The 26,391-nt window shown below is 69.5% G+C and carries 18 protein-coding genes; 12 read left to right on the forward strand and 6 right to left on the reverse strand.

The window, feature by feature from the left end:
• Nucleotides 1-13 precede the first annotated feature (13 nt).
• Genes ACFULV_RS02285 through ACFULV_RS02295 form a run of 3 tightly spaced genes read left to right on the forward strand, consistent with a single transcriptional unit; the run spans nucleotide 14 to nucleotide 2,461 of the window.
• The gene (locus ACFULV_RS02285) at nucleotides 14-412 is read left to right on the forward strand and encodes a hypothetical protein (protein ID WP_378638391.1); all 399 of its coding nucleotides are present in this window, start codon (nucleotides 14-16) and stop codon (nucleotides 410-412) included.
• A complete protein-coding gene (locus ACFULV_RS02290; protein ID WP_378652187.1) occupies nucleotides 405-1,760 on the forward strand; it encodes a WXG100 family type VII secretion target in 1,356 nt (451 codons plus the stop codon). Before ACFULV_RS02285 ends, ACFULV_RS02290 begins: the two co-directional genes overlap by 8 nt.
• A complete protein-coding gene (locus tag ACFULV_RS02295; protein ID WP_378638386.1) occupies nucleotides 1,742-2,461 on the forward strand; it encodes an ESX secretion-associated protein EspG in 720 nt (239 codons plus the stop codon). The genes ACFULV_RS02290 and ACFULV_RS02295 overlap by 19 nt, the downstream gene beginning before the upstream one ends.
• A gap of 27 nt (nucleotides 2,462-2,488) precedes the next feature.
• Here ACFULV_RS02295 and ACFULV_RS02300 read toward each other — a convergent pair whose 3' ends face one another.
• Together ACFULV_RS02300 and ACFULV_RS02305 are read right to left on the reverse strand one after the other, a co-directional pair.
• The gene (locus tag ACFULV_RS02300) at nucleotides 2,489-6,292 is read right to left on the reverse strand and encodes an AAA domain-containing protein (RefSeq protein WP_378652441.1); all 3,804 of its coding nucleotides are present in this window, start codon (nucleotides 6,290-6,292) and stop codon (nucleotides 2,489-2,491) included.
• Between the two features lie 132 nt (nucleotides 6,293-6,424).
• Nucleotides 6,425-8,227 (reverse strand): DEAD/DEAH box helicase, encoded by a 1,803-nt coding sequence (locus ACFULV_RS02305; RefSeq protein WP_378652189.1) that lies wholly within the window; start codon nucleotides 8,225-8,227, stop codon nucleotides 6,425-6,427.
• 62 nt (nucleotides 8,228-8,289) lie between these two features.
• Here ACFULV_RS02305 and ACFULV_RS02310 point away from each other — a divergent pair, with 62 nt between their 5' ends.
• Complete coding sequence (locus tag ACFULV_RS02310; protein ID WP_378652192.1) at nucleotides 8,290-9,147, forward strand: carbon-nitrogen hydrolase family protein; 858 nt, start codon at nucleotides 8,290-8,292, stop codon at nucleotides 9,145-9,147.
• A gap of 11 nt (nucleotides 9,148-9,158) precedes the next feature.
• Nucleotides 9,159-9,779, forward strand: coding sequence for a phosphoribosyltransferase (locus tag ACFULV_RS02315; protein ID WP_378638379.1), 621 nt, complete (start codon nucleotides 9,159-9,161; stop codon nucleotides 9,777-9,779).
• A 14-nt stretch (nucleotides 9,780-9,793) separates the two neighbouring features.
• On the opposite strand, the gene ACFULV_RS02320 is transcribed toward ACFULV_RS02315, so the two are convergent.
• Together ACFULV_RS02320 and ACFULV_RS02325 are read right to left on the reverse strand one after the other, a co-directional pair.
• Entirely contained in the window at nucleotides 9,794-10,972 is a 1,179-nt protein-coding gene (locus tag ACFULV_RS02320; RefSeq protein ID WP_378652194.1) for an alanine racemase, read from the reverse strand.
• A 45-nt stretch (nucleotides 10,973-11,017) separates the two neighbouring features.
• Complete coding sequence (locus ACFULV_RS02325) at nucleotides 11,018-11,554, reverse strand: TetR family transcriptional regulator (protein ID WP_378652196.1); 537 nt, start codon at nucleotides 11,552-11,554, stop codon at nucleotides 11,018-11,020.
• Between the two features lie 336 nt (nucleotides 11,555-11,890).
• On the opposite strand from ACFULV_RS02325, the gene ACFULV_RS02330 reads away from it, so the two are divergent.
• Nucleotides 11,891-12,634 (forward strand): tyrosine-protein phosphatase, encoded by a 744-nt coding sequence (locus ACFULV_RS02330; protein ID WP_378652199.1) that lies wholly within the window; start codon nucleotides 11,891-11,893, stop codon nucleotides 12,632-12,634.
• 9 nt (nucleotides 12,635-12,643) lie between these two features.
• Here ACFULV_RS02330 and ACFULV_RS02335 read toward each other — a convergent pair whose 3' ends face one another.
• Together ACFULV_RS02335 and ACFULV_RS02340 are read right to left on the reverse strand one after the other, a co-directional pair.
• The gene (locus ACFULV_RS02335) at nucleotides 12,644-13,888 is read right to left on the reverse strand and encodes a class I adenylate-forming enzyme family protein (protein WP_378652201.1); all 1,245 of its coding nucleotides are present in this window, start codon (nucleotides 13,886-13,888) and stop codon (nucleotides 12,644-12,646) included.
• A gap of 78 nt (nucleotides 13,889-13,966) precedes the next feature.
• Nucleotides 13,967-14,761, reverse strand: a complete 795-nt coding sequence (locus tag ACFULV_RS02340; protein ID WP_378652204.1) for an enoyl-CoA hydratase/isomerase family protein — start codon at nucleotides 14,759-14,761, stop codon at nucleotides 13,967-13,969.
• A 174-nt stretch (nucleotides 14,762-14,935) separates the two neighbouring features.
• Between ACFULV_RS02340 and ACFULV_RS02345 the strand changes: the two genes are divergently transcribed.
• The 6 genes from ACFULV_RS02345 (at nucleotide 14,936) to ACFULV_RS02370 (ending at nucleotide 26,386) form a co-directional block, all read left to right on the forward strand.
• The gene (locus ACFULV_RS02345) at nucleotides 14,936-15,655 is read left to right on the forward strand and encodes a hypothetical protein (RefSeq protein ID WP_378652443.1); all 720 of its coding nucleotides are present in this window, start codon (nucleotides 14,936-14,938) and stop codon (nucleotides 15,653-15,655) included.
• Nucleotides 15,652-16,614, forward strand: coding sequence for an ATP-binding cassette domain-containing protein (locus tag ACFULV_RS02350; protein WP_378652206.1), 963 nt, complete (start codon nucleotides 15,652-15,654; stop codon nucleotides 16,612-16,614). The genes ACFULV_RS02345 and ACFULV_RS02350 overlap by 4 nt, the downstream gene beginning before the upstream one ends.
• Nucleotides 16,611-17,396 carry an ABC transporter permease subunit gene (locus ACFULV_RS02355; protein ID WP_378652209.1) on the forward strand — a complete coding sequence of 262 codons (786 nt, stop codon included), beginning with the start codon at nucleotides 16,611-16,613 and terminating at the stop codon, nucleotides 17,394-17,396. Before ACFULV_RS02350 ends, ACFULV_RS02355 begins: the two co-directional genes overlap by 4 nt.
• Nucleotides 17,396-21,001: an ABC transporter ATP-binding protein gene (locus ACFULV_RS02360; RefSeq protein ID WP_378652211.1), complete on the forward strand. Its 3,606-nt coding sequence runs from the start codon at nucleotides 17,396-17,398 to the stop codon at nucleotides 20,999-21,001. Before ACFULV_RS02355 ends, ACFULV_RS02360 begins: the two co-directional genes overlap by 1 nt.
• A 105-nt stretch (nucleotides 21,002-21,106) precedes the next feature.
• Nucleotides 21,107-24,937, forward strand: a complete 3,831-nt coding sequence (locus ACFULV_RS02365) for a multifunctional oxoglutarate decarboxylase/oxoglutarate dehydrogenase thiamine pyrophosphate-binding subunit/dihydrolipoyllysine-residue succinyltransferase subunit (RefSeq protein WP_378652214.1) — start codon at nucleotides 21,107-21,109, stop codon at nucleotides 24,935-24,937.
• A gap of 285 nt (nucleotides 24,938-25,222) precedes the next feature.
• Nucleotides 25,223-26,386, forward strand: a complete 1,164-nt coding sequence (locus tag ACFULV_RS02370; RefSeq protein ID WP_378652216.1) for a hypothetical protein — start codon at nucleotides 25,223-25,225, stop codon at nucleotides 26,384-26,386.
• Nucleotides 26,387-26,391 lie beyond the last annotated feature (5 nt).

Consider the following 26,391-nt stretch of genomic DNA (forward strand, 5'->3'; position numbering starts at 1 on the left):
GAAGGGGGAACCGGTGCAACCGAATCGAACGGGGCTGCCGAATACGGCGGCTCTCGGCCAAGCCGTCGACGAGGGCGGGTTGTGGATCGACGGGGTGCTCGTGGCCGACGGCGCGCCCGAACGCTGCGCGCTGCGCTACGAACGGCTGGCCGATGAGGTCGAGGCCCAGGTGCGGGCGCTCAGCGCGACCGCTGTCATCCCCGGTTTCGGCGGCCTCCCCTCGGGCGGTGCCCTGCGCACCGGTTTCGAGTCCAAGGCCACCGAGGCACTCGACGAACTGCGCGCCTACGCGAGCACCGCGCGCGACCTGGCCGCCGTGTTCCGCGCCGCCGGGGCGAGCTTCCGCGAGGCCGATCAGGCATTGGCGGGCGCGGTTGCCGCGATCGAGGTTCCCGGTGATGGCGATGCGTAGTATTTCCGGCCGTACCGACGTGGACTACGTTTCCGTCGTCGAAGTCTTCGACAACCTCTCTCATGCCGAAATTCACAGTGCGGTAAGGCAACTCGACCCAGCCGCACTGGCAGGCGCGGGCGAGACGTTCCTCACCACCGCCACCGGCCTCGGCGACGGCGTCGAGATCGCGCACGGTGAGATCCGTGCCGCCATCGCCGACGGCTGGCGCGGCGCGGCGGCCCAGCAGGCCTCCGACGCGGTACGCGACTTCGAGCAGGCCGGTCGGCGCATCGCCGATGTCTTGACCGCGGTCGGTGTCCGGCTCAGCCAGGCCGGTGACGCCGCCGAGTCCCTGCGCGCCGCGGTCGCGGAACCCGATGGGGCACAGCCCGATCCGGCTGCCGCGCTGCTGGACTCCGAGCAGGCCGCGAACAACGCCACCATCACCCGCGAGGCCGAGAACGCCCGCCTCGACGCGGTGCGGGCGATGGAGACGATCTACGCCGGAGCCTTCCTGCCGACCGGATCCGGGGTACCCGCCTTCACCGGAATCGCCACGGAGACAGGAACTGTCACCGCCGGTGTGGCGCCGTCGGGTGCCGCTCCCCCGGCCGGAATTCCGCAGGTGAGCGCCGTCGTCGCGTCGGCGACGACACCGGCGGCCGTCACCGCCGCCACGATGCCCGCCGCATCCGCGCCGGTCGCCGGAACAGCGGGCACCCTCTCCACCGGCAACGGCGCGCTCCCGGCCAACGGAACCGCCGCGACCCCGGGTGTGGTCGCGAACGGGACGACTCCGGCGTCTACCTCCCCTGCCGCGACAACAGCCCCGAACCAGCCGCCTGCCGACTCCAGCAGGGCGAGCACCACCACCCCGGCGTCGACCACGGCCTCCCCCGGCACGATGTCCGTAGGTGCCCGAACCCGCCGCGCGGGAACCTCGACTACGTCCGCGCCCGTCGGCGCGACACCGCCGACCGGCGAATCGAACGACGAGACCCGCTCGGCGAACACCGCGGCCGCCGTCGATGCGGCGGCAAGCGATACCGCCACCGAGGCGGCGAGCGAGGGCAGGCAGGAGCGCGATCCCTCGGTGTCCGGTGGCGAAGCCGCCACCGGGATGGGCGCGGGCGCGATCGGCGGCATGATGGGTGGGGCGATCGCCGCCGCGGATCAGACGCGGCCGTCCGGTGGTCCGCGTCCCGCCCAGGCGGCCGAGGAGCTCGAGGACGAGGAAGACGAGTTCCTGCGGTTCCTCGAGGAGGAGCCGACCTATCTCGAGCCCGCCGACGAAGTGAACGCGCTGATCGGGAAGATGGAGCCGACCAGTCCCGCTGTGCTCGGTGAGTGGACCGAACGGGAGTGAACTGGCACTTCACCCCGGACCAGTTCGCGCTGGGCTGGGCGCGCACCGACGGCGACCGGATCCCCTATCCGCTCGCCGTCCGTGCGTCCGCACGCGACACCGTCGAGCGGGCAGCCCAGCAACCCGCGCTCGATGCCTGGTGCGCTCGCACCCTCGACGCCGACCTCGCGGCTGCCCTGCGGGTGCTGGCGAAACCGGAGATCCGGGTCGAGGTCTGCGGCCACGCGCCCGCGCCGGTGCGGATGCTCGGCGCGGTCACCGCGGATGTCGCGGTTCTCGCGGTGCAGGATCCCGGTAGCGCTCCCGACCGTGGCGGTTCGGTGCACGTTCAGGTCGGCAGTACGAAACGTCTTGCCGCCCAGGTGTTCTCCCGGCTGCCCGCCCAACGCCCAGGCCTAACCCCGCGCATCACGGCACCGGCGACCCGGGTCGAGGAGGACAGCCGCGACCTGGTGACGGCCCCCGTCGCCGGCCCGTCCGACGCCGCGCGCATACGCCGGCTCCTCCAGCGCCCCCGCAGCGGCATCGGCCAGATCCTGGTCGCGGCAGGCACCGACCCCACACCTTCGGGCGTCCTCTCCTGGATCGACCTCACCGGCGACGGCCGCTACCTCGTCCACGCCAGCCGCCACATCGACATCACCCCCGCCACCCCCGACACCGCCGTCGAATGGCTACGCCGCCTACTCCGCAGCGTCTGATTCCCACGGGCAAACCCCCGATGCGCACTACCCGAGCTGAAGAAACCCCACGAGATCAGCCAGCTCTTCCGGCGTGTCGGGAAGGTACTCGGTGAGCAGGGGTGACCGGATGACGATGGCCTTCCACATCGCCCGGCAGAGCGTGGCATGGATGACCGTGCGCGACAACAGCGGCCGCATCCCGAAGGGCGCGTCGGCGGGGGTCGACGTGGTCATCGACAACAGGACCACCGCCGCTTCCCGACCACGGAAGCGGTCGGGAGTGCCCACCAGCACGTCCTCGATCTTGGCACGGGCCAGCAGCGTCCGGATCCGCGCCACCTGGGCGGCGTACGGCGCGACCACGAAGATGTCGTGCGGGTGGAGTTTGCGGGTTCCGCCGTCGGAGGTCCACGTTTCGCCGAGCAGGATCCGGACCTGGCGCACCACTTCGCGTGCCTCGGCATCGGATTCGGTGGCACTGCCGCGGTGCTCGACGAGCACCGTGCTCACCCCGGGCGCGATCCCCGCCAGATCCCTTGTCAGCGTGATGGCCTCGTCCGCGCGCAGTCGGCCGTCGTAGCAGCAGGCCGACACGGGCTCGCAGATCGCGGGGTGCATGCGCCAGGTCCGGTCGAGGAAGTAGCCGCGTTCGACGGGCAGGGTTCCCGCGCCTTCACACAGCCATTCCAAGGCCGAGACCTGCACGGGCTCCGGATGTTTCGCCTGTGCCCTGGCCGGGACCGGATCGCCGATCAGCAGCAGGTTGCGCGCGCTCACCGCGACCGCGACGGTATCGGCCAGCGAGCATTCGCCCGCGTCGGCGATCACCAGCAGGTCGAGCGCGCCGGGCGCGATCAGTCGTTCGTCGACGAAATCCGCCGTGGTACCACCGATCACGCACCCGTTGACAGCGTTGTCCAGAAAGCGCGGGTACCGGGTGGCATCGATCGCCGACCAATCCGGACCGACCGAGGCGACGTCCTTCTTCGCCACGAGTTCGGGCAGCAGGCCGGCTTCCACGACCGCGTCGAAGATCCGCTCGATCACCGCGTGCGACTGCGCCACCACGCCGATCCGCCATTTGTGGCGGGTGACGAGCCGCTCGAGCGCGCGCCCGGTGATGCCGGTCTTGCCGGTGCCGGGCGGCCCGTGCACGGCCAGGTACGACGCGTCCAGTGCGCCGACCGCGTGGGCGAGGACGGCGCCGAGGTCGTCGTGCGGCTGCGGCAGCGCCATCCCGTCGCGCAGCCGGGGCGCGCGACGCAGCAGCACATCGTAGACCGCGTTCTCCGGCACCCACGGCAGGCTCATCAGCAGATCCTGAGCGGTGTGCTCCAGTGCGGCCTCGATCTCGGCCTCCCCGTCGGGCGGCCCGGGAGCGATGGCGGCGGGCAGGTCGTCGTAGGGCGGGCAGCCCGCCGGGAGCAGCTCTTCCAGCCGGACGGTGTCGTCGAAATTCGGGTCGACGGCGCACCCGAGCACGGTGGCGGTGGCGGTGGCGCGGCGGCCGAGCGTCTGGGTCATGCCCGCCGCGGCGGCGCCGTCGTAGATGGTCACCATCTGCGTGCCCGGGGTGAGCGTCGCGCCCGTGCCCAACCTGCCGGTGAGCGTCAGGTAGCGGCGCATCGTCGGGAGTTGCGGCGTGCGATGCCATTTGGTGTCGACGGTGCCCCATTCGACGACGAGCACACCCGGTGCGTCGGCCCAGTCGCCGACCGGATGGCCGAGCCGATCGATGTGGGCCCACCAGCGCGGCTGCCGTTCACGCCGGTGATAGCCCAGGACCGCGGCCGTCAGGGCGGCGGCGCGCGCCGAGTCCCCTTGCGCGTCCGCGGCGAACTCGCTCAGCGCCGCTTCCAGTGAGCCGGGGTGCAGCGAGGGCGGCACATCGGATTCCGCGACGGCGAACCGGGTGCCCGGCACCGCGATTCCCGCCTCGGCCGCGCGGTCGAGCAGCCAGTCGCGGATGCCGAGGACCGTCGCCGCCCGACCGGGCGTGTCCGGCAGCAACGCGGCGAGTCCCGTTGCGTCGTAGGACTGTTCGCCGATCAGCAGCGCGGTGCGCACGATCGGCGCCAGGTCGACCAGCGCGCCCTCGGCCAACAGCTCGTCCAGCAGATCGGCGCCGGTGCCGAGCCTGCCCGCCCAATCGAGCAGTGCCGTGCGAATATCCGAACCGTAGTGGTACACACGCACATCCGGATCGGCCGCCCGATGCTCGGCGATGATCTCCAGCAGCTCCTCGAGCACTCCCCCGTCCTGCGTCGACGGGCCCGCGTGTTCGAGGCCGAGAGGGCTGCGCGGCACCGCGTCGACACCGGTCCGGCGCGGATCAGTGGCAGGCGGATCCGCCGGGTCGTCGCCGATGGCCGCATCGTCGCCGATGACTATGCGCCCGAACGAGATGGTGTCCGCGTCGGCCGGATCGGCGCTGGGGTAGCCCGCCGCGTTCGCGGGTTCGACACCGCCGGGCCCGAAGACCACGGCATTGGTGTCCGTCGGACCGACGGGCATACGCGGCCGGTAGCTGACGCTGTTCGGCTGTTCCACACCGGCGACGACCGGCCGGAAGACGATGGTGGTGGCGTCGGCGAGTTCGAGGCCGGTCATGGCGCCGTGCCGGTCCAGGTCGATGACCAGGGCGAGGTCACCGGGGCGCGGTGCGGGCAGGGCCCCGAGCGCGGTGGCGTCGCGCAGGGTGAAGGCCGGGCGGCCGGTGCGTTCGCGGACGAGTTGGATATCGGCTTGTTTACGCAGTGCGGCCAGCGTGCGCGGAGCCAGGCCCGGGACAGGTGTGCTGGTGGTGGCGAGACGATCGATCGTGAGCACGCCGGCCTCCCGCAGCCTGGCCCGCTGGGTGGGCCGGATCCCCGCGACCAGCAACAGGTCTCGCGCATTCGCCGCCGCGGCACGGCAGCTCGGACACCGCCCGCACGCCAGATAGCGCGGGTCACCCCACTGGACCGGCAGCAATTCCGCCAGCTTGTCCTCGATGATGTGCTCCACGCGAGCCCGCCGCGCCGAATACACCGGCGCCAGTTCCGCGCTCACCTCACGCCGCACGCCCTCGGCGGTCCACAGATAGGCCGAGGGATCGACTGCGATCCCCGCGTCGGCGAGTGCCTGCGCGCACGCCGCGAATTCGAGACGCGCGCTCAGTAATTCGCGAGCCGGATCGACCTTGACCGCCTGCACCGAAGCGGCGACGCGCTCGAAAGGCGTCCGGCCCGCTGCCAATTCGCGGCGCAGCACCCGGCTGTCGGCAGGAGATACCGCGCCGGATCCGACGAAACTACTGAACTCTTCGTCCCCCGATGTCAGATCATCGTGTGCCAACGGTGGCGTTCCCGCCGGACCTGTCGACACCGTAGCGTCCTCGACGTGCGACCACGCCGACGGCGCTTTCCCGCGACCGTCGCCACGATGCGGCGCACCGGGAACGCCGACCGAATACTCACCGAGTGCGCTGTGCACGGTGTAACCAGCGCGACCACGGACCAGAAGGTCGGCACCACAGGCGAATCGACCGTCGAAGAACACCGCGCCGGAGATCGCCTCGGCGCCGGAACTCAGCGCTCGCGCGGTGTGCTCCGCGGCGGAGGTCAGCGCCGCGATCCTGGCCGCCGCGTCGCCACCGACCACCTCGGGCGACGGGATCCGGACCAGCCGGTCACCGAAGTGGTCGACCAGTTCGGCGGACGGTTCGGCCGTGCGTACCAGCGAGGCCGTCGTGTCGGGAACCCCGGGCAGATTGCCGAGAGCGGCGTCGATTCCGCGCAACACCGCGAACTCACAGTTCGCCGCGCGCGCGAGATCGCCGACGGCACCGACCACCCGATCACCGGACACGAACAAGCGCGGCCCTCCTGTGTTCACGCACACCCGACGCCCATCACCTTAACCAGCGCTGCGAGCGACCAGGGCACTACCCACGGACAGGACGAACGCGCCTGACCTCGGCCCCCGGTGCGCACGAGCGGACTAGGTGCGCGGCTTACGCCGTTCGGTGCGCGGACGTGCCTCGCGGTCGCGGCGCGGGCCACGAGCGTTCAAACGCTGCGCCGGTGCGCCCTGGTCGGGCGTCAGCTGGATCAGCACACCGCTGATCCTGGTGCGCCGCAAGGCTTCCAGCGTTTCGTTGGGCAGGTTGGCAGGCAGCTCGACGAGGCTGTAGTCGGGCCGGATGCTGATGTGACCGAAATCGCTGCGACGCAGGCCGCCCTCGTTGGCGATGGCGCCGACGATCGCGCCGGGCACCACGCGGTGCCGCTTGCCGACGCTGATCCGGTAGGTGGCGAGTTCTTCGCCGTTCTCCCGGTTGAACGACGGCGGACGCGGTGCGCGGTCCTCGTCGTCGTAGCGGCGCGGTGCGCGCTCACGGTCACGGTCGTAGTCACGCTCGCGGCGCGGGGCGGGCTCCGGCTCGGGCGACATGAAGAAGTTGTCGCCGTCGTAGCCGCCCACGGCCAGTGCCGCGGCGATGTCGGCGAGCGGGGTGTTGTGCTCGGCCTCGTAGTCCTCGATCAGCTTGCGGAACAGCGCGATGTTGTCCGAGGCCAGGTTCTCGGTGATCGAGTCACCGAACTTGGAGGCACGCGTCGCGTTCACGTCGTCGACGCTCGGCAACTGCATCTCGGTGAGCGCGCTCTTGGTGGCCCGCTCGATCGACTTGAGCAGGTGACGCTCGCGCGGGGCCACGAACAGCAGGGCCTCGCCCGAACGGCCGGCCCGGCCGGTGCGGCCGATGCGGTGCACGTAGGACTCGGTGTCGTGCGGGATGTCGTAGTTGACGACATGGGAGATGCGGTCCACGTCGAGACCACGCGCGGCGACATCGGTGGCGACCAGGATATCGATGCCACCCGACTTCAGCTGGCCGATGGTGCGTTCGCGCTGGTTCTGGGCGATGTCACCATTGATCGCGGCGGCGGAGAAACCACGCGAGCGCAGCTTCTCGGCCAGCTCTTCGGTGGCCTGCTTGGTGCGCACGAAGATGATCATCGCCTCGAAGGTCTCGACCTCGAGCACGCGAGTGAGGGCATCGAGCTTGCGCTGATGCGACACCTGCACATAACGCTGGGTGATGTTGGAGCTGGTCTGAGTCGTGGACTTGACCGTGATCTCGACCGGATCGTTGAGGTACTGCTTGGAGATCTTGCGGATCACGCCCGGCATGGTGGCCGAGAACAGCGCGACCTGCTTGTCCTTGGGGGTGTCACGCAGGATGCGCTCGACGTCTTCCTGGAAGCCCATCTTGAGCATCTCGTCGGCCTCGTCGAGCACCAGGTAGCGCAGCTGCGAAAGGTCCAGCGTGCCCTTTTCCAGGTGATCGATCACCCGGCCGGGCGTGCCGACCACGACGTGCGCGCCACGGCGCAGACCCGACAGCTGTACGCCGTAGCTCTGCCCGCCGTAGATCGGCAGCACGTGCAGACCCGGGATGTGCGAGGAGTATTTCCCGAACGCCTCGGCGACCTGGATCGCGAGCTCACGAGTCGGCGCGAGCACCAGGGCGCTCGGCTTCTTCTGCGCGGTGTCCAGGTTCATCAGGATCGGGATCGCGAATGCCGCGGTTTTGCCGGTGCCCGTCTGCGCGAGGCCCACCACGTCGGCGCCGGAGAGCAGCGGGGGAATCGTCGCCGCCTGAATCGGGGACGGCGACTCGTAGCCCACATCGGCGATGGCCCGCAGCACGCGGTCATCGATCCCGAGATCGGCGAAAGTCGGGCCGGTGTCGTTCCTGTCGTTGTCGGCAGGAACGCTGTCGACCTCATTTGTACTCATTGACCACGAGTTTACTGCCTGGCGGTAGCTGCCCCAACCACCAGGTGAATACGGTGAGACCTATGCAACTGCGCGACGGGTCAGCACATCAGGAACTTCAGCCGGTGACAGTAGGGATCGCGGTGGTCCAATTCGCCCCAGGAACCGACCCCGAAACCAATCTGTCGACCCTGCGAGAACACGTGCGGACGGCGGCCGCAGCGGGTGCTCGCGTGGTGCTCGCGCCCGAATACTCGATGTTCGCTGTGACTCGTCTCGATGAGCGGGTGGTGGCGATCGCACAACCGCTCGACGGTCCGTTCACCAGTGGACTCGCGGCGCTCGCCGCCGAATTCGGCGTATTCCTGGTTGCCGGTGTGCTGGAGTTGCCGTCACCGGGGGCGACCCGGATCAGTAATACCCTTGTCGCGCACGGGCCCGATGGCGCGCGCGTCGCGGTGTATCGCAAGGTGCATCTCTACGACGCGTTCGGTCATCTGGAATCGGATGTGGTGGAAGCGGGTCCGCTCGTCGCGCCTGCGACTTTCGCTGTCGACGGTGTGGTATTCGGCATGCAGACCTGTTTCGATCTGCGATTTCCGGAGGGGTGTCGGCGTGTCGCGGCGGCGGGCGCACACGTGTTGCTGCTGCCCGCGCAGTGGATTCCGGGACCGGCGAAAGTCGACCAGTGGACGACGCTGCTGCGGGCACGCGCCATCGAGAACACGGTGTACGTGGCCGCGGCCGATCAGTGCGCGCCACGCGGCGCGGGTTCGTCGATGATCATCGACCCGGCGGGCACGGTGCTGGCCGAGCTGGGCGATGAACCGGGCGTGGCCTCGGCAACGGTCGACACGGCGCATCTGGCCAGGGTGCGCACCGCCAATCCCAGCCTGTCGCTGCGACGGTTCACCATTTCCGAGGCGTCCGGAGCGGAGTAGCGTTCGAGGCGATGGTGTACCCGGATCGGGCAGCGGCGGGCCGCGCCCTCGGCACGGCCCTCGAACACCTGCGGACCACCCGTCCGCTGGTGCTCGGGTTGCCACGCGGGGGTGTGCCGGTGGCGGCGGCGGTGAGCGTGGCGATCGGCGGGGAACTCGATGTACTGCTGGTCCGCAAGCTGGGGCTGCCATCGCAGCCGGAGCTGGCGATGGGGGCGCTCGGGGAGAGCGGACTGCTGGTCCTCAATCGTGACGTCGTCGACCACAGCCGGGTGAGCGCCGAGGCATTCGACGAGGTGGAACTGGCCGAGCGGGCCGAACTGCGCCGCCGGCAGGCGATCCTGCGGGTCGGCGACCCGATTCCCCTGGCGCGGCGCACGGTGGTGCTCGTCGACGACGGGATCGCGACCGGGGCCACGATGGTGGCCGCGTGCCGGGTGGCGCGAGCGCAGCGGCCGGACCTGCTGGTGGTGGCCGTGCCGGTGTCCGCACCCGAGGCCGCGCGGCGGGTCGAGCGCGAATGTGATGAGCTCGTCTGCCTGTGGACGCCCGCCGACCTGGGCGGAGTCGGCATGGCGTACAGCGACTTTCACCAGCTCGACGACGACGAAGTCGTCGCGCTCCTGCGCTGAGGCGCGTGTCGGCCTCAGCCGAAGCACTGACCTTCGCCGCGATAGGTGGGAACCGTCGTGCGGGTGCCCGCCTCGTCGACCAGATGGAGCTCGGCGAAGCGTTCGCACAGTTCGCCCGCCTTGGCATGGCGGAACCAGACGCGATCACCGATCTCGAGTTCGGCGCCACCGGCCAGGGGCGTCTGGACCTCGCCCGCGCCTTCGGAGCCGAGCAGCTTCAGCCCCGCGGGCCACACGGGGACCGGGACGCGGCTCGGACCCGCGGGGCCCGACGCGATGTAGCCGCCCGCGAAGACGGTCGCGATGGTCGGTGCGGGTTTGCGCAGGACCGGGGTGGCGAAGAACAGCGCGGGGCGGGGCGTGAACGAGCGGTAGTGGTCGAACAGGGTCGGCACGTAGAGGCCGGAACCGGCGGTCACCTCGGTGACATCGGGATCGGTGATCGAGACCTCGATCGAACCGGTGCCACCGCTGTTGATGATCTCCAGCGGGCCCGTCACCGCACGGACAGCGTCGACCACCCGGGTACGCCGGCGCCCGATTTCGAATGCGGACAGACGTTTCACCACGCGCACCGCGGGGTTGCTGTCGGGCAGTCCGGCGATCTGCGACTCGTAGGTCATCACACCGACCACATCGAACCCGCGTCGCAGCGCTTCGGCGGCCAGCTCGGCGGCGTCCTCGGGGCTGCGCACGGGCGATCGCCGGGCGCCCAGGTGCAGCGGGCCGATCCGCAAGGCCGCGTCGACGTCGAGGCAGACACGGGGGTGGACCAGGTCGGTGCCGAGCGCGGCCCGGGTGAGTTCGAGCTGGGCGACATCGTCGATCATCAGCGTGATCGCCTCGCGCAGGGCCGGGGCGGCGGCCAGTTCGGCCAGCGCTGCCCGGTCGAGAACCGGGTACCCGAGCAGCACGTCGCGGGCGCCGAGGCGGACCAGCCAGATGGCCTCACGCAACGAGTACGCCATGATCCCGGCGAAGCCGTCGCGGGCGGTCAGCCCGTCGCCGAGCACGCGCTCGAGCACCGCCCGGCAGCGCACGGACTTGCTCGCCACCCGCACCGCGATGCCGTTCGCGCGCCGGACCAGGTCGGCGGCGTTGCGGTCGAGCGCGATCAGGTCGACGGCGGCCAGCGGCGGGTCGAGCTCCGCGGTCGCCGCGTGCAGGTGGTGCAGCGATGTCGTCGGTGTCACACGACTACTGAACCACCTATTTGGTCAGTCGTCCAGCATTGCGGCTCAGCTTTCGACCGCCTTCAGCGTCAGGCAGCCGACCAGGTCGTCGATCACCACGAGGATCGTCTCGTCGTTGCCGTCGGCCAGCCAGCGCAGCACCGCGCCGTGGAACACCGAGACGAGGTAGCCCGCCACCGAGTCGACCGGCTCCAGCCACTGCGTGCCGGACAGGCGCGCGCACATCCCGAGGAAGTCGGCGGCCTCGTCGTCCATCTCGCGGAACATCGCGACGGCGGTCGGGTCGCCGATGGTGTCACCGGTGGGCGCCCACCGCAGACGCAAGGTCTGCAACGCGGCTTCATAGGCGGCTATTCGCCGGGCAGGCGCGGCTTTCACCAACGGCCAGTAGGTGCTGAGCCCGGCATGTAAGAACACCCGCAGCGCCCGAACGCCGGTAGCGTCCGAACTGGCGGCGGCTTGTTCGACGGCATCACATACGGCGGGCCGTAGCGAAATTTCAGTTAGTTCACGGCTGGCGCTCAACGACGACTCCTCGGCAACAAATATCGCTGCCCGCGGCGATGCGAGCTTGGTGGTCACCGAGCTCGATCTTAGAAGGTTTTCAGGATTCACGAACTGGTTCAGCCATCCTTTTCAGACTGAAAGATTGTTTTGTTATCCGAATGCGACCTTTTGTAAAACCGACCATACGGCCTCAATTTGTCGCATTCCTGGATATCCGACACCCCCGCGCCGGAATCCGCGCACCTGGTCGATTGTACAAGTAGGCGCTGGTCAGCTCCGTGGGTGTGAGCGACGACGCTGCGGAGGTGTGTGCGACGGCACAGTGGCACCCACCGGAACGGACGCAACACATCCGGTGACCGATCCGCGAACTCGGCGCGGCGGCGGCGGAGTCGCCGATAACCTGGTCAGGTGACTCTCTCGCCTCCTGCCGACCAGTTCGCCCTCAGCGGCACCTTCAATTTCCGCGATGTGGGCGGCCTTCGCACCGCCGACGGCACCACAGTTCGCCCCGGCGTCCTGCTGCGGTCGGCCCAGCTGAGCGGTCTCGACGACAAGGGGCACGACACCCTGCGTGAATTGCGGGTCACCGATGTGCACGATCTGCGCGGCATCGTGGAGATCGACCACATCGGCCACGACACCCTGCCCGCCGACGTACGGCTACACGTGACGCCGTTCGATTCGCGAATGGAAGAGGCGCCGCCGCACGAGGCGAAGACCGTCTCGGCCTTCGCGCACATGATCGAGGTCTACCGCGCCTTCCCGACGCTGCCCGAGGCGCACACCGCGATCGCCGAACTGGCCGGTTCGGTCGTGCGCGGCGACGGCGCGGTGCTGGTGCACTGCGCGGCGGGCAAGGACCGCACCGGCTGGGCCGTGGCCACTCTGCTGCGCGCGGTCGGCGTCACCGAGGAGGACGTGTACACCGACTTCCTGGCCAGCAACGCGGCGGTCGAACCGCTGCGCAGGCTGCTGGAGCCGAAGATCGGCAACGGCGACGCGCTCTCGGACGACCTGCTCGGCGTCCGCGAGGAATACCTGCGCACCGCCGACGCCAGCGTCCGCGAGACCCACGGCGACATCGAGACCTACCTCACCACGGTCGGCCTCACCGGCGACCTACGCGATGCTCTGCGGGCGCGCCTGCTCTGACAGCCCGGATCAGAGCCCGCTGACGCGACGGGTCGGGTCCACCCGAACCAGGCCGTCAGCATCGATGCTCACGAAATCGCCGGTGTGGAACCAGCCTCCGCTGAAGCGGGCGGCCGACGCGTCGGGGTTGTTCCAGTAGCGGCGGCTGACATTCGGTCCGCGACACAGCAATTCGCCGTGGCCGGTGTCGGCCTGCGGCCCGGCCAGGGCCAATTCGGTTCCGCCGAAGGCGAATCCGAGGGCAGATCCGGCGTCGGCGCGCTCGGTGTCGTCGACCACCAGACCGATTCCACTGGTCTCGGTGGCCCCCCAGACCGACCACTGCTTGGCCGCGGGGAACAGCCCGCGCAGCGTGGCGGTGAGGGTGGCGGGGGCCGCCGCGGCGGCGCGTTCGGAGCGGTGACAGGCCTTGCTGATCCGGCGTACACCGGCGCCGGTACGGCGGGCGACGAGTTCGGGTACCAGCCCGGCGAGGATCCGCGGCGTCCCCGAGACGGTGTCGATCCGCTCCCGCACCAGCACATCGGCGAGACTGCGCGCACCCGGCGCGAGCACGACCGTGCCACCCACCGCGAAGGTGGGCAGCAGCTGATCCACGCACCCACTGGCATGGGCCAGCGGCAGCAACACCAGGTTGCGCAACCCGTCGGCGGGCAGCCCGAGCGCGCCGACCACCGACGACACCGCCGACAGCAGGTTCTCGTTGGACAGCTCCACACCCGCGGGCATGGACCGACGAGTCCCGGTGTAGCAGAGCAGCGCCGGATCATCCAGGGCCGCACCGTCGTCGATGTAGGCGGTGCTGTCGGGCAGCGGTCCGTCGGGACCGAGGACGAAATCTGCTCTGCTGTCGGCGATCACGCGGTCGGCGATCGCGGCGGGCAGGGCGTCGGGCACCAGCACCGGCACCGCACCCGAGAGCAACGCACCGAGAAACGCCTGCACCCAGCGCGCACTGGTCGGCATGTGCACCGCGACCCGATCGCCGTAGCCGATGCCGTGGGCCTGCAGGCCGCCCGCGATCCGCGAGGCGCTGTGCCAGAGTTCGCGGTAGGTCAGCCGTGGCCCACCGACCTCGACGACCGCTTCCCGATTCGTGAACGAGTGCACGCGCAGGTCCAGCAGTTCGGTGAGGGCCGGGCTGAGGTCGCCGTAGCGCAGCACGCCGTCGGAGCCCCGCCGCAGCTGCGTTGCCGCACTGGTGGCGGGGAACTCGAAGACGGCCGCGCCCGGTTCGTGCTCGCCATGACCCATCCGGACCTCCGTACGTCGATACAGCCGCACCTGTGACTATATGACGTGGATCACATCGCTGTCAGGCACTCGGCGCGCTCATTCGCCGCGATAGGTCGCCTTACCCGGTCCGATATCAAGGAAGCTGCGGACCGCGCCGCGCAGGTCCGCGGTGCCGAACAGCTCGCCCGAGACCTCCGGCGTCACCGAATCAGCGTGTGCGACACCGCCGGAACGCCACGCCTCGATGATCTGCTTGGTCGCCGCGTGCGCGCGCGTCGGGCCGTCGGCGAGACGGGTGACCAGCGCGCGAGCCTCGGTCTCCAGGTCCTCGTGGACCGCGTTGACCACGCCCCACTCGGCCATCGTCGCGGCGGGGTAGAGGTCGCCGGTCATCACGAACTCGCGGGCGCGGCCCGAACCCGCCCGCTCGGCGAGCCGCTGCGGCCCGCCCATCGACGGCGTGAGTCCCACCACGGTCTCCACCAGACCGAACTTCGCCTTCGGCGCGGCCAGGATGATGTCGCAGGCCAGCGAGATCTCGAAGGCGGCGGTCAGGGTCAGCCCGTGCGCGGCGAACACCACCGGACACGGCAGCGCTTCCAGGGGGTGGATGATCTGCTCGAACAGCTCACGCCACAGCTGCGCGCCCTCCTCGACGGTTCGGCCGTCGAAGATGTTCACGTCGACCCCGCCCGAGACAACCTTGCCTTCGGCCCTGATCAGCAACGCCCGCGGCGGCAGCCGGCGCACCGCGGCGATATCGGCGATCAGCGACGCGATGAGTGTGCGATCGAACAGGTTCAGCGGCGGGTGGTCGAGGGTGATCGTCGCGAACTCGGCACCGGCCTCGGTGAAATCGCGGATGAGTCGGGTTGGCTGGTTTTCACTCATCGGGTCAGCGTAGAACCCGGGCCCGCGGCCGACAGAGCTAGTCGGACCGGCCGACCGGAATCGGTCGCGCACGTCACGGAACCGCGGGCTGTCGGTGGTCGTTGGCAAGATGAGCTCTGGGGTACGCAAGTGCCCTACAGTTCGACTCGTTGGGGCGAAGAGGAGGACGACGCCGTGTTCAAGAACGCGATCGAAAAAGCCGTGGTCGATGTGCTCGACACCGGGTCAAAGCTGCAGGCGCCGGCCGTACGCCGCTATGTCGAGTTCCTGCGTGAGCGTCATCCCGGGGAGAGTCCGGCCCAGATCGTGACACGGCTCGAGAAGCAGTATCTGCTCGCCGTCACCGGCAGTGGCGCCGCGGTCGGCGCCACCGCGGCGGTGCCCGGGGTCGGCACGATCGCCGCGCTCGGGGCCGTGAGCGCCGAGACCGTGTTCTTCATGGAGGCGTCGGCGCTGTTCACCCTGGCCCAGGCCGCGGTGCACGGCATCGAGCCCGAGAACAAGGAAGCCCGGCGCGCGCTGGTGCTCGCGGTCGTGCTCGGCGACGCCGGAATAGCGATCGTGCAGAAGGGGCTGAGCACCCAGTCGAAGAACTGGGCGGGCGCGCTGGCAGGCAAGGTTCCCGGCCTCGGCGGGATCAACAGCAAACTGCTGCAACAGTTCATGAAGCGGTTCATCACCAAGCGCGTCGCGCTGATGGCGGGCAAAGTGCTGCCGGCGGGCATCGGCGCCGCCATCGGTGGTGCGGGCAACCGGGCGCTGGGCAAGGTCACCATCGAGAACGCGCACAAGGCTTTCGGTCCCGCGCCGACGATGTGGCCCACCCCGCTGCACAACGTGATCGATGCCGATCCGCTGCCCGCGATCGACACCGGCAAGGTGAACAAGAAGTGAGCAGGAGCCGCGGCGGTGACGCTGTGCTGGTGCGTGGCGTCGGCAAACAGTTCGGTCCGGTGAGCGCGGTCCACGAGATCGACTTCGCCGTCCCGGCGGGGTCGGTCACCGCGCTCGTCGGTCCCGCGGGGGCTGGCAAGTCGACGGTGCTGCGGATGGTGCTGGGACTCCAGCAGCCGACGACCGGCACTATCGAAGGCCCCGGCCATGGTCCCGCCGCGGTCGGGGCGGTACTGAGCCCCCGTGGGCTGCATCCGGCACGCACCGTGCGCGAGCAGCTGCGGTGCTACGCGCCGGTCGCGGGCGCTTCCCGTCGTCGGGTCGCCGCGGTGCTCGACGAGACCGGGCTCACCGCCGTCGGCGAAACCGCTGTGGCGCAACTGCATCCGGGTCAGCAGACGCGTCTGGCCCTGGCCATGGCGTTGCTGGCCGATCCCCCGCTGCTGGTGTTCGACGATCTGTTCGCGGGTGCGAACGGCATCGAACGCGGCTGGCTGCACGAGCTGCTGCGCCGCCACGTGAACCGCGGCGGCACCGTGCTGGTGAGTTCGGACGCACTGGCCGATGTGGTGGCGAGCGCCGATCAACTCGTGGTGCTCAGCGAAGGCACGGTCGTCTGGCAGGGCGCACCGGCCAAGCTGCGCCGCGGCCACCCCGACCGGCTCGTCGTCGCCGCGTCCCCGTCCATCGCACTCGCGACCGCACTGGCGGGCCGGGGCTTCACCGACGCGGTGATGCGCCCCGACGGCCGGCTGGCCGTGGCGGAGGCGGACGAGGCCACCATCCGTGCCGTCGCGGAGCTCGCGCAGGTCCGGATCGGCAGCATCGTGGCCGATCCCATCCACCCCGACCGGGTGCTCGCCTCGCTCACCAAACCCCGCCGTCACCGGCACACCGTGCCCACGCCGAATCCCGCCGCGTACGCCCCGGCGCCGACCTCGTATGGGATGCCCCGATGACCACCTCCGTGCTGCCCGCCGATCTCGTTCCCGGTATCGACACCGAGGCGCGCAAGGTCGTCGCGCTGCGGCAGACCCGGTTGCTGCTGGCCGCGCCGATCGCGCTGGCGCTGGTCGCGACGTTGATCACCGCGATCATGTCCGGGCCCGCCGATCCGAAGGGTCAGCCCGCGACCGGCGCCGCCACGGTCGGGCTCTACCTCGGGATGATCGCGGTCTTCGTGGTCGCCGCACTGCTCGGCATCGCCTCCACCGGAGGTGAGTACCGGCACAAGACCATGGCGCTGAGCGTGCTGTTCGCGCCCGATCGCGACCGGCTGGTCACCGTGAAGTATCTCGCCACCGCCGCGTTCGCCTTCGCTGTCGCGCTGGCCGCCGAACTGGTGAGCTTCCTCGTCCTGCTCGTCGCGGCGCGCGGCAAGTTCGAACTGGGCTGGCAATTGATCGAGGTGCTCGCCGCCGGGCTGCTGGTCGCCATGTGCTGGGCGGTGCTGGGCGCCGGAATCGGGCTGCTGCTGCGCACCTTCAGCGGCGCGGTGTGGCTGGTGCTCGGCTGGGCGTTCGCGCTCGAACCGCTGATCTGGGTGGTGGCCAAGGGTTTCGGCGCGGGCTGGTTGGCCGCGCTGCTGCCCGTCTCGGCCACGGTGGCCGGAGTGAGCGCGGGCTCGTTCGACGAGGCCGAGGTCTTCGCACCGACACCGGCGGCCCTGGTGGTACTGCTGCTGTGGACCGCAGCGGTCGGCGCCGCGGGGTGGTGGGACCTGCGCAACCGAGACCTGTAGTGCCCGCGACCGCGGGTTCGCCGGGCTGGATCCGCAGGCTCTGGCGCCTGTGCCTGGAACATCCCCGGCTGCTGGCGGGCATCGTGGTCTCGGTGCTGGCGGGTGCGGCCGTGGCGATCGCCGCACCGCTGGCCACCAAACGCGCGGTCGACGCCGCGCAGGTGGGCGACACCGCGGTGATCGGTACTGCCGCCGCCCTGCTCGCCGGGTTGGCCGTGACCCGGTTCGTCGTCACGTTCGCGCGCAGGCTCTGGGCGGGCAAACTGTCGCTGGAAGTGCAACACAGCCTGCGGATTTCGCTGCTCGCCGCCCTCCAGCGGCTCGACGGCGCGGGTCAGGACGCGATCCGCACCGGACAGGTGGTGTCGCGGTCCATCACCGATCTGCAACTGGTGCAGGGACTGCTGGCGATGGTGCCGTGGTCGGGACTGGCCGTGTTGCAGTTCGTGCTGTCGGCGGTGGTGATGGTGTGGCTGAGTCCGCCGCTGGCGCTGGCCGCGCTGCTGGTCGCGCCCGCGATGGCGCTGATCGTGTTGCGGATGCGGCCCCGGCTCTACGCGGCGACCTGGTCGGCCCAGCAGCGCGCGGCCGACCTCGCCGAACACGTCGAGCAGACGGTGACCGGAGTCCGGGTGGTGAAGGGATTCGGGCAGGAATCCCGGATGGTCGACATCCTCGAAGACCACGGCCGGCTGCTGTTCGCCGAGCGGATGCGCGCCGCGCGGATCAACGCCAGGTTCGCGCCGGTGGTGTCGGCGCTGCCGCAGGCCGGGCTGGTCGCGGTGATCATCGTGGGCGGGGTGCTCGCCTCGCGCGGCGCGATCGGCATCGGCACCTTCCTCGCGTTCACCGCCTACCTCGCCACCATGACCTCCTCGGCCCGCACGATCACCTCGGTGGTGATCATGGGTCAGCTCACCAAGGCCGCCGTCGACCGGGTCTTCGGGGTGATCGACGCGGCGCCGATACTCGTCGATCCAGAGGACCCCACCGAGCTGCCGCCGGGACCACTCGGGATCGAATTCGATGCTGTGAGCTTCGGTTTCGAACCGGATCAACCGGTGTTGCAGGAACTCGATCTCACCGTGCGCCCCGGCGAGACGGTGGCGGTGATCGGCCCGGCGGGCTCGGGCAAGTCCACACTCTCGCTGCTGCTCCCCCGCTTCTACGCACCCGATACGGGCCGGATCAACCTCGTCGGCGCCGACGGCACCCGCGTCGACCTGGCCGAGCTGCGCGCCGACGAGCTGCGCGGCGCGGTCGGTGTCGTCTTCGACGATCCGTTCCTGTTCTCCGACACCATCGCCGCCAACATCGCGCTCGGCAGGCCCGACGCCACCGACGCGGAGATCGTGGCCGCCGCGAGGGCCGCCGCCGCGGACGAATTCATCGCCGCACTGCCGGAGGGCTACGACACCGTCATCGGCGAACGCGGGCTGACGCTCTCGGGCGGTCAACGCCAGCGCATCGCCCTGGCCAGGGTGCTGCTCACCCGTCCCCGCGTGCTGGTGCTCGACGATGCCACCTCCGCGGTGGACGCCGTCACCGAAGCCGAGATCTTCCGCCGGCTGCCCGATCCGGGCGGGCGGACCACGCTGATCCTGGCGCACCGCGAATCGACGCTGGCCCAGGCCGACCGTGTCATCCGGCTGCCCGCACCCACCGGTTCGGTGGTGCCGACGGCCGCCGACCCGACCACCCCTCGCGACGACGCGGGCAAACCTCGATCCCTGTCGTCGGCGTCGACCGACCTCAGTGAAACGCCGGAGCTGCGCGCCGCGGTCGACGCACTGCCACCGGCCACCGAAGACCCCGCCCTGCCCGGCGACCTGCGCGCACCCCAACCCGATTTCGGCCTGGGCGCGCTGCTGCGCCCGGTTCGCGGCCTGGTGTGTGTGGTCGTGTTGCTGCTCGTCGTCGACGCGCTGGTCGGGATCGCCTTCCCGCCGCTGGTCCGCTATGCCATCGACACCGGTGTCACCGCGGGCGACGACACCGCGCTGCTCGTCTCGGCGGTGATCGGGATCGGTCTGGTGCTGACCGGCCTGGTGGTCGGCGCCGTGGTCACCGTTCTCACCGCGCGCACGGGCGAGCGCGTACTGTTCGGTCTGCGGGTGCGCAGTTACGCTCAGTTGCAGCGGCTCGGCCTCGACTTCTACGAGCGCGAACTGTCCGGCCGCATCATGACCAGGATGACCACCGACGTCGACGCGCTGTCGACGTTCCTGCAGACCGGGGTCGCCACCGGGCTGGTCGCGCTGATCACCCTGATCGGCGTCGCCCTCGGGCTGTTCTTCATCGATGCCGGGCTGGCCGTGGTGGTCCTGATCGCCGTCGCGCCGATGCTGCTGGCCACCCTCGCCTTCCGGCGGGTGTCCTCGGTCGCCTACACCGTCTCGCGTGAACGGGTCTCGGTGGTCAACGCCGGATTCCAGGAGAACATCGCGGGCCTGCGCGCCGTGCAGGCCGCCCGCTACGAGCCTGCCGCCGCGCGGCGTTTCGCCGAATACTCCCACCGCTATCGCGATGCCAGGATCCGCGCCCAGCGCGCGATCGCGGCCTATTTCTCCTTCGGCCTGGCCTGGGCCGACGTGGCCTTGGCCGTGGTGGTCTACCTGGGCGCCAACGCTGTCGCCGACGGGCGCACGTCCACCGGAACGCTCGTCGCGTTCGTGCTCTACCTCGGTCTGCTGTTCAGTCCCATCCAGGATCTGTCCCAGGTCTTCGACGGCTACCAGCAGGCCAGGGTCGGACTTCGGCGCATCGGCGACCTGCTGCGCACCACGTCGTCGATCGCCGCCGACCCACCCGATGCGATATCCGTCGATCGCCTGCGCGGTGAGATCACCTTCGACGACGTTCACTTCCGCTACCCCGGTGCGAGCGCCCCCGCTCTCGACGGCGTCACCTTCACCGTCGCGCCCGGCGCGACGCTGGCGCTGGTGGGCCCGACCGGCGCGGGCAAGTCGACGATCGTGAAGCTGCTGGCCCGTCTCTACGACCTCCCGCCCGACCCGGCGGCGGGCGCGATCCGGGTCGACGGTGTGGATCTTCGTAAATATGTCCTCACCGAGTACCGGACGCGGCTGGGAATTGTGCCCCAGGAAGTTCACTTGTTCACCGGCGACGTGGCGAGCAACATTGCATTCGGGCAAACATTTGCCACATCGGTGGACATCGCGATCGCGGCCGACACCGTCGGGGCTTCGGAAATGATCAATGGTTTACCTCGGAAAATGCGTCATCCGGTCGGTGAACGCGGCCGCGGGCTATCCGCCGGACAGCGCCAGCTGATCGCCTTGGCCAGGGCCGAACTGGTCGATCCCGACCTGCTGCTCCTCGACGAGGCCACCTCCACCCTCGACCCGGAGACCGAGGCATCGGTGCTGGTAGCGAGCCGATCGCTGACACGGGGGCGGACCACCGTGGTGGTCGCGCATCGACTCGCGACCGCGGCGCGCGCCGATCTGGTTGCGGTGGTCGAACACGGCCGTATCGTGGAATTCGGCGCACCGTCAGACCTACTCGCCAGTAACGGCCGGTACTCCCGACTCTGGGCGGCGGGGCTGGAGGCAGAGGGCATAGTGTCGACCCAAGACCGGTAGCGACGCCTGTCAACCGCTGGGCATATGCTCGGTGAGGGCGCATCGGCAGCCATCCGCTGATTCCCCTGCCGGGCACGTCACAAACGTCGCAGCGCGAAGAACGAAATGAGGCGAACACCAGCTGTGAGCAGCTCAACTTCCCAGTTCGGACAGAACCAGTGGCTAGTCGACGAGATGTATCAGAAGTTCAAACAGGACCCGTCCTCGGTCGACGCGAGTTGGCACGAGTTTCTCGCGGATTACACGCCGGAAGCCACCGAATCCGCTAACAGCCAGGCACCGGTCGCCTCCTCCGCTCCCTCAGCAGCCGCAGCCCCCAAGGCGGCCGCTGCGCAGACCCCGGCTCCCAAAGCCGTGGTAGCGACGGCACCGCCCAAGCCCCCCGCGGCTCCGGCCGCCGCTCCGGCTCCGGCCGCCGCTCCGGCTCCGGCCGCCGCTCCGGCTCCGGCCGCCGCTCCGGCTCCGGCTCCGGCCGCCAAGACCGTGCGCGCACCGCAGACCACACCTGCACCGGTGTCGAACGCAGCGGCCACCACCGCGCCCAAGGCTGCCGCCGCCGGTCCGGAGAACAAGGTGCTGCGCGGCCCCGCCGCCGCGATCGCCAAGAACATGTCGGCCTCGCTGACGATCCCCACCGCGACGTCGGTGCGCGCGATCCCGGCCAAGCTGATGATCGACAACCGCCTGGTGATCAACAACCACCTCGCCCGCACCCGCGGCGGCAAGATCTCGTTCACCCACCTGCTGGGTTACGCGATCGTGCAGGCGATCAAGACGTTCCCGAACCTGAACCGCCACTTCGCCGAGATCGACGGCAAGCCGAACTCGGTCACCCCGGCCCACACCAACCTGGGCCTGGCGATCGACCTCCAGGGCAAGGACGGCAACCGATCGCTGGCCGTGGCCGCCATCAAGGAAACCGAAGACATGAGCTTCGGTCAGTTCCACGCGGCCTACGAGGACGTCGTGCGCCGGGCACGCGAGGGCAAGCTCGGTAACGACGACTTCTCCGGCGTCACCATCTCGCTGACCAACCCCGGCACCATCGGCACCGTCCACTCGGTGCCGCGCCTCATGCCGGGCCAGGGCGCGATCATCGGTGCCGGTGCGATGGAGTACCCCGCCGAGTTCCAGGGCATGAGCGACGAGCGGATCGCCGACATCGGCGTCGGCAAGCTGATGACGCTGACCTCGACCTACGACCACCGCATCATCCAGGGCGCCGAGTCGGGCGACTTCCTGCGCACCATCCACAACCTGCTGATCTCCGACGAGTTCTACGACGAGATCTTCCACGGCCTCGGCGTGCCGTACGAGCCGATCCGCTGGCGCAAGGACATCAGCGCGCGCGGCGTCGACAAGAGCGCGCGGGTGCTCGAGATGATCGCGGCCTACCGCAACCGCGGCCACCTGATGGCCGACACCGATCCGCTGCGCCTGGTCAAGGACAAGTTCCGCAGCCACCCCGACCTCGACGTCACCGAGCACGGCCTCACCCTGTGGGACCTGGACCGCACCTTCGACGTGGGCGGATTCCACGGCCAGGAGCGGATGAAGCTGCGCGACGTGCTGTCGATCCTGCGTGACGCGTACTGCCGCCACGTCGGTGTGGAGTACACCCACATCCTCGAGACCGATCAGCTCAAGTGGATGCAGGAGCGGGTCGAGCAGAAGCACGTCAAACCGACTGTCGCGCAGCAGAAGTACATCCTGAACCGGCTCAACGCCGCAGAGGCGTTCGAGACCTTCCTGCAGACCAAGTACGTCGGCCAGAAGCGTTTCTCGCTCGAAGGCGCCGAAGCCGTCATCCCGATGATGGACGCCACCATCGACCAGTGCGCCGAATACGGCATGGACGAGGTCATCATCGGCATGCCGCACCGCGGTCGCCTCAACGTGCTCGCCAACATCGTCGGCAAGCCGTACTCGAAGATCTTCACCGAGTTCGAGGGCAACATGAACCCGGCGGCCACCCACGGCTCCGGCGACGTGAAGTACCACCTCGGTGCGCACGGCCAGTACCTGCAGATGTTCGGCGACAACGAGATCGAGGTCTCGCTCACCGCGAACCCCTCGCACCTGGAGGCGGTCGACCCCGTCCTCGAGGGCCTGGTGCGCGCCAAGCAGGACCTGCTCGACAAGGGCGACGGCCCCGACGGCTTCTCGGTGATGCCGCTGATGCTGCACGGCGACGCCGCGTTCGCCGGTCAGGGCGTGGTCGCCGAGACGCTGAACCTGTCGGGTCTGCGTGGTTACCGCGTGGGCGGCACCATCCACATCGTGGTGAACAACCAGATCGGCTTCACCACGGCGCCGGAGAACAGCCGCTCCACCGAATACTCCACCGACATCGCGAAGTTCATCGGCGCGCCGATCTTCCACGTCAACGGTGACGACCCGGAGGCTTGCGACTGGGTCGCACGCCTCGCGGTCGACTTCCGGCAGAAGTTCCGCAAGGACGTCGTCATCGACCTCGTCTGCTACCGCCGTCGCGGGCACAACGAGGGTGACGATCCCTCGATGACCCAGCCGGAGATGTACGACATCATCGACACCAAGCGTTCGGTGCGTAAGGCGTACACCGAATCGCTGATCGGCCGTGGCGACATCTCCATGAAAGAGGCCGAGGACGCGCTGCGCGACTACCAGGGTCAGCTGGAGCGTGTGTTCAACGAGGTCCGCGAGCTGGAGAAGTACGTTCCGGAGCCGTCGGAGTCCGTCGAGGACGACCAGAAGGTGCCCGCCACCGTGGTCACCGCGGTCGACAAGTCGGTGCTGCAGCGCATCGGTGACGCGTTCCTGAACACTCCCGACGGTTTCAACGTGCACCCGCGCGTGAAGCCGGTGCTGGAGAAGCGTCGCGAGATGGCCTACGAGGGCAAGGTGGACTGGGCTTTCGCCGAGCTGCTCGCCTTCGGTTCGCTGATCGACCAGGGCCACGATGTGCGCCTGACCGGTCAGGATTCGCGGCGCGGCACGTTCACCCAGCGTCACTCGGTGATCATCGACCGGATCAACGCCGTCGAGTACACCCCGCTGCACAACATCGGTTCGGAGAAGCCGGGTTGGTTCGCGGTGCACGACTCGGCGCTGAGCGAGTACGCCGCCGTCGGTTTCGAATACGGCTACTCCCTGGGCAACCCCAACGCACTCGTGTTGTGGGAGGCGCAGTTCGGTGACTTCGTCAACGGCGCGCAGTCGATCATCGACGAGTTCATCTCCTCCGGTGAGGCCAAGTGGGGCCAGCTCTCCGACGTGGTGCTGCTGCTGCCGCACGGCCACGAGGGTCAGGGTCCCGACCACACCTCCGGTCGCATCGAGCGGTTCCTGCAGCTGTGCGCTGAGGGCTCGATGACCGTGGCGGTGCCGTCCACCCCGGCGAACTACTTCCACCTGCTGCGCAGGCACGCGCTCGACGGGATCCGTCGTCCGCTGATCGTCTTCACGCCGAAGTCGATGCTGCGCAACAAGGCCGTGGTGTCCGACGTCAAGGACTTCACCGAGTCGAAGTTCCGTTCGGTGTTCGACGAGCCCACCTACGAACAGGGCATCGGCGACACCGCCAAGGTCAAGCGCATCCTGCTGACCTCGGGCAAGCTCTACTACGAGCTGGCCGCGGAGAAGGCCAAGCACAAGCGCGAAGACGTGGCGATCGTCCGGATCGAACAGCTCTACCCGATCCCGACGTACCGCCTCAACGAGGCGCTGGCCAAGTACCCGAACGCGACCGACATCGCCTGGGTCCAGGAAGAGCCGGCCAACCAGGGCGCATGGCCCTTCTTCGGCCTCAACCTCCCTGAGGTGCTGCCCGAGCGCCTGGGCCGTCTGCGCCGCATCTCGCGTCGTGCCATGTCGGCCCCGTCCTCGGGTTCGTCGAAGGTGCACGCCGTGGAGCAGGCCGAGATCATCGGCGAGGCTTTCGAGCCGACCACGTAAGTTCTTCTCGCACAACGGCGAACGCCGGGTGGATCATCGCGATCCGCCCGGCGTTCGCCGTTTCCGGACACTGCGGCGAGACATCGGTCACAGAGTTCTCTTATCTGGGTGGCAACGGTGCCACAGTGTGCCCCGGTAATGTCCGGCGCGAACTACCCCAAGGGGCCCGCCCTGATCTGGACTGAGTGGAGGGTGCGACGAAGGAGTGCCCGGAGGGAGGGAAGATCAGGGGCCCGAAGGGCCCCGCTCGAGCGCACCAGCGCTGAGAAAACACAGGAGCGTGGCATGGCGAACGGACGTAACGGATACCTGCTGTTGGGCGGGATCGCGTCGGTGGGAGCGGGCGCCGTGCATTTCATGGCGGCGGGCATGCACACCGAACACGCCACGCTGGCGCGGTTGATGGTGGTGCTCGCCGCGATCCAGTGCGCGACCGGGCTGGCGGTCTTGCTGAGCGAGCGCAAGGTGGTTGTGAGTTCGATGCTCGCGGTGAATGCCTTCGCCGCCGCGGTGTGGGCGTTCACCCGGTTCGCCGATGTGGGGTGGATCGCCGGGTTGACCGCGGAGTCACCGCAGGTGGCCGACACCGTGTGCGCGGTGTTGGGTGCGCTGGCCGCCGTCGCCGCGGGCATCGGCCTGCTCCGGCCCACCGCCACCCTGCCGCCGATGCGGTCCGGGATCGCGGCCGCGGCCGTGGGGGTGCTGGCGCTGGCGGCGATGCTCAACGGTGTCGGGCACGTCCACAGTCACGGCGACACCGGCGATCACGCGCATGCCGGGGGCGACCACGCACACGGCGCGGGCGACGACCACGGCACCGAGGCGAACTGGCCGCGCCCGTGGGATCCCACGAAACCGATCGACCTGTCGGGTGTCGCCGGTGTGACCTCCGACCAGCAGTCGCGCGCGACCAACCTGGTGCGCAGCACGCTCGACGGCCTGCCCGCTTTCTCGGATGTGAACACCGTTGGCGCCCTGGGCTTCCGCTCGATCGGCGACGCGGCCACCGGGTACGAGCACTACATCAACATGAGCTACATCCGTGACAACAACTTCCTCGACCCCGCCCACCCGGAGTCGCTGGTCTATCGGGTCGACGGAACCAACCGCACCCTCGTGTCGGCGATGTACATCGCCAACGGCAAGAAGATCGACGACCCGGGCCTGGTGGACTTCGGCGGTTCCCTGATGCAGTGGCACGTCCACGACAATCTCTGCTGGAAGGCGGGCGACAACGGCCCCGTGGTCGCCGGTGTCCTCGACGCCCAGGGCAATTGCCCGCCCAACTCCATCAACCCCGGCGCAGGCAATCCGATGGTGCACGTCTGGATCGCCCCGCATCAGTGCGGTCCGTTCGCGGCGCTCGAAGGTCATGGTGCGGGCCAGGCGAGCGCCGACGGCCGGCGCACCGACACTTGCGGCCACGACCACGGCGGCGGCCACAAGTAAGCGAA

Source organism: Nocardia sp. NPDC057272 (assembly GCF_042668615.1).
GTDB lineage: Bacteria > Actinomycetota > Actinomycetes > Mycobacteriales > Mycobacteriaceae > Nocardia.

What these genes read in the sequence shown, in the direction of transcription:
- ACFULV_RS02290 (WP_378652187.1), top strand. Translation starts at nt 405, where the DNA reads ATGCGTAGTATTTCCGGCCGTACCGACGTGGACTACGTTTCCGTCGTC.
- ACFULV_RS02305 (WP_378652189.1), bottom strand. Translation starts at nt 8,227, where the DNA reads ATGAGTACAAATGAGGTCGACAGCGTTCCTGCCGACAACGACAGGAAC.
- ACFULV_RS02310 (WP_378652192.1), top strand. Translation starts at nt 8,290, where the DNA reads ATGCAACTGCGCGACGGGTCAGCACATCAGGAACTTCAGCCGGTGACA.
- ACFULV_RS02315 (WP_378638379.1), top strand. Translation starts at nt 9,159, where the DNA reads ATGGTGTACCCGGATCGGGCAGCGGCGGGCCGCGCCCTCGGCACGGCC.
- ACFULV_RS02335 (WP_378652201.1), bottom strand. Translation starts at nt 13,888, where the DNA reads ATGGGTCATGGCGAGCACGAACCGGGCGCGGCCGTCTTCGAGTTCCCC.
- ACFULV_RS02340 (WP_378652204.1), bottom strand. Translation starts at nt 14,761, where the DNA reads ATGAGTGAAAACCAGCCAACCCGACTCATCCGCGATTTCACCGAGGCC.
- ACFULV_RS02355 (WP_378652209.1), top strand. Translation starts at nt 16,611, where the DNA reads ATGACCACCTCCGTGCTGCCCGCCGATCTCGTTCCCGGTATCGACACC.
- ACFULV_RS02365 (WP_378652214.1), top strand. Translation starts at nt 21,107, where the DNA reads ATGAGGCGAACACCAGCTGTGAGCAGCTCAACTTCCCAGTTCGGACAG.
- ACFULV_RS02370 (WP_378652216.1), top strand. Translation starts at nt 25,223, where the DNA reads ATGGCGAACGGACGTAACGGATACCTGCTGTTGGGCGGGATCGCGTCG.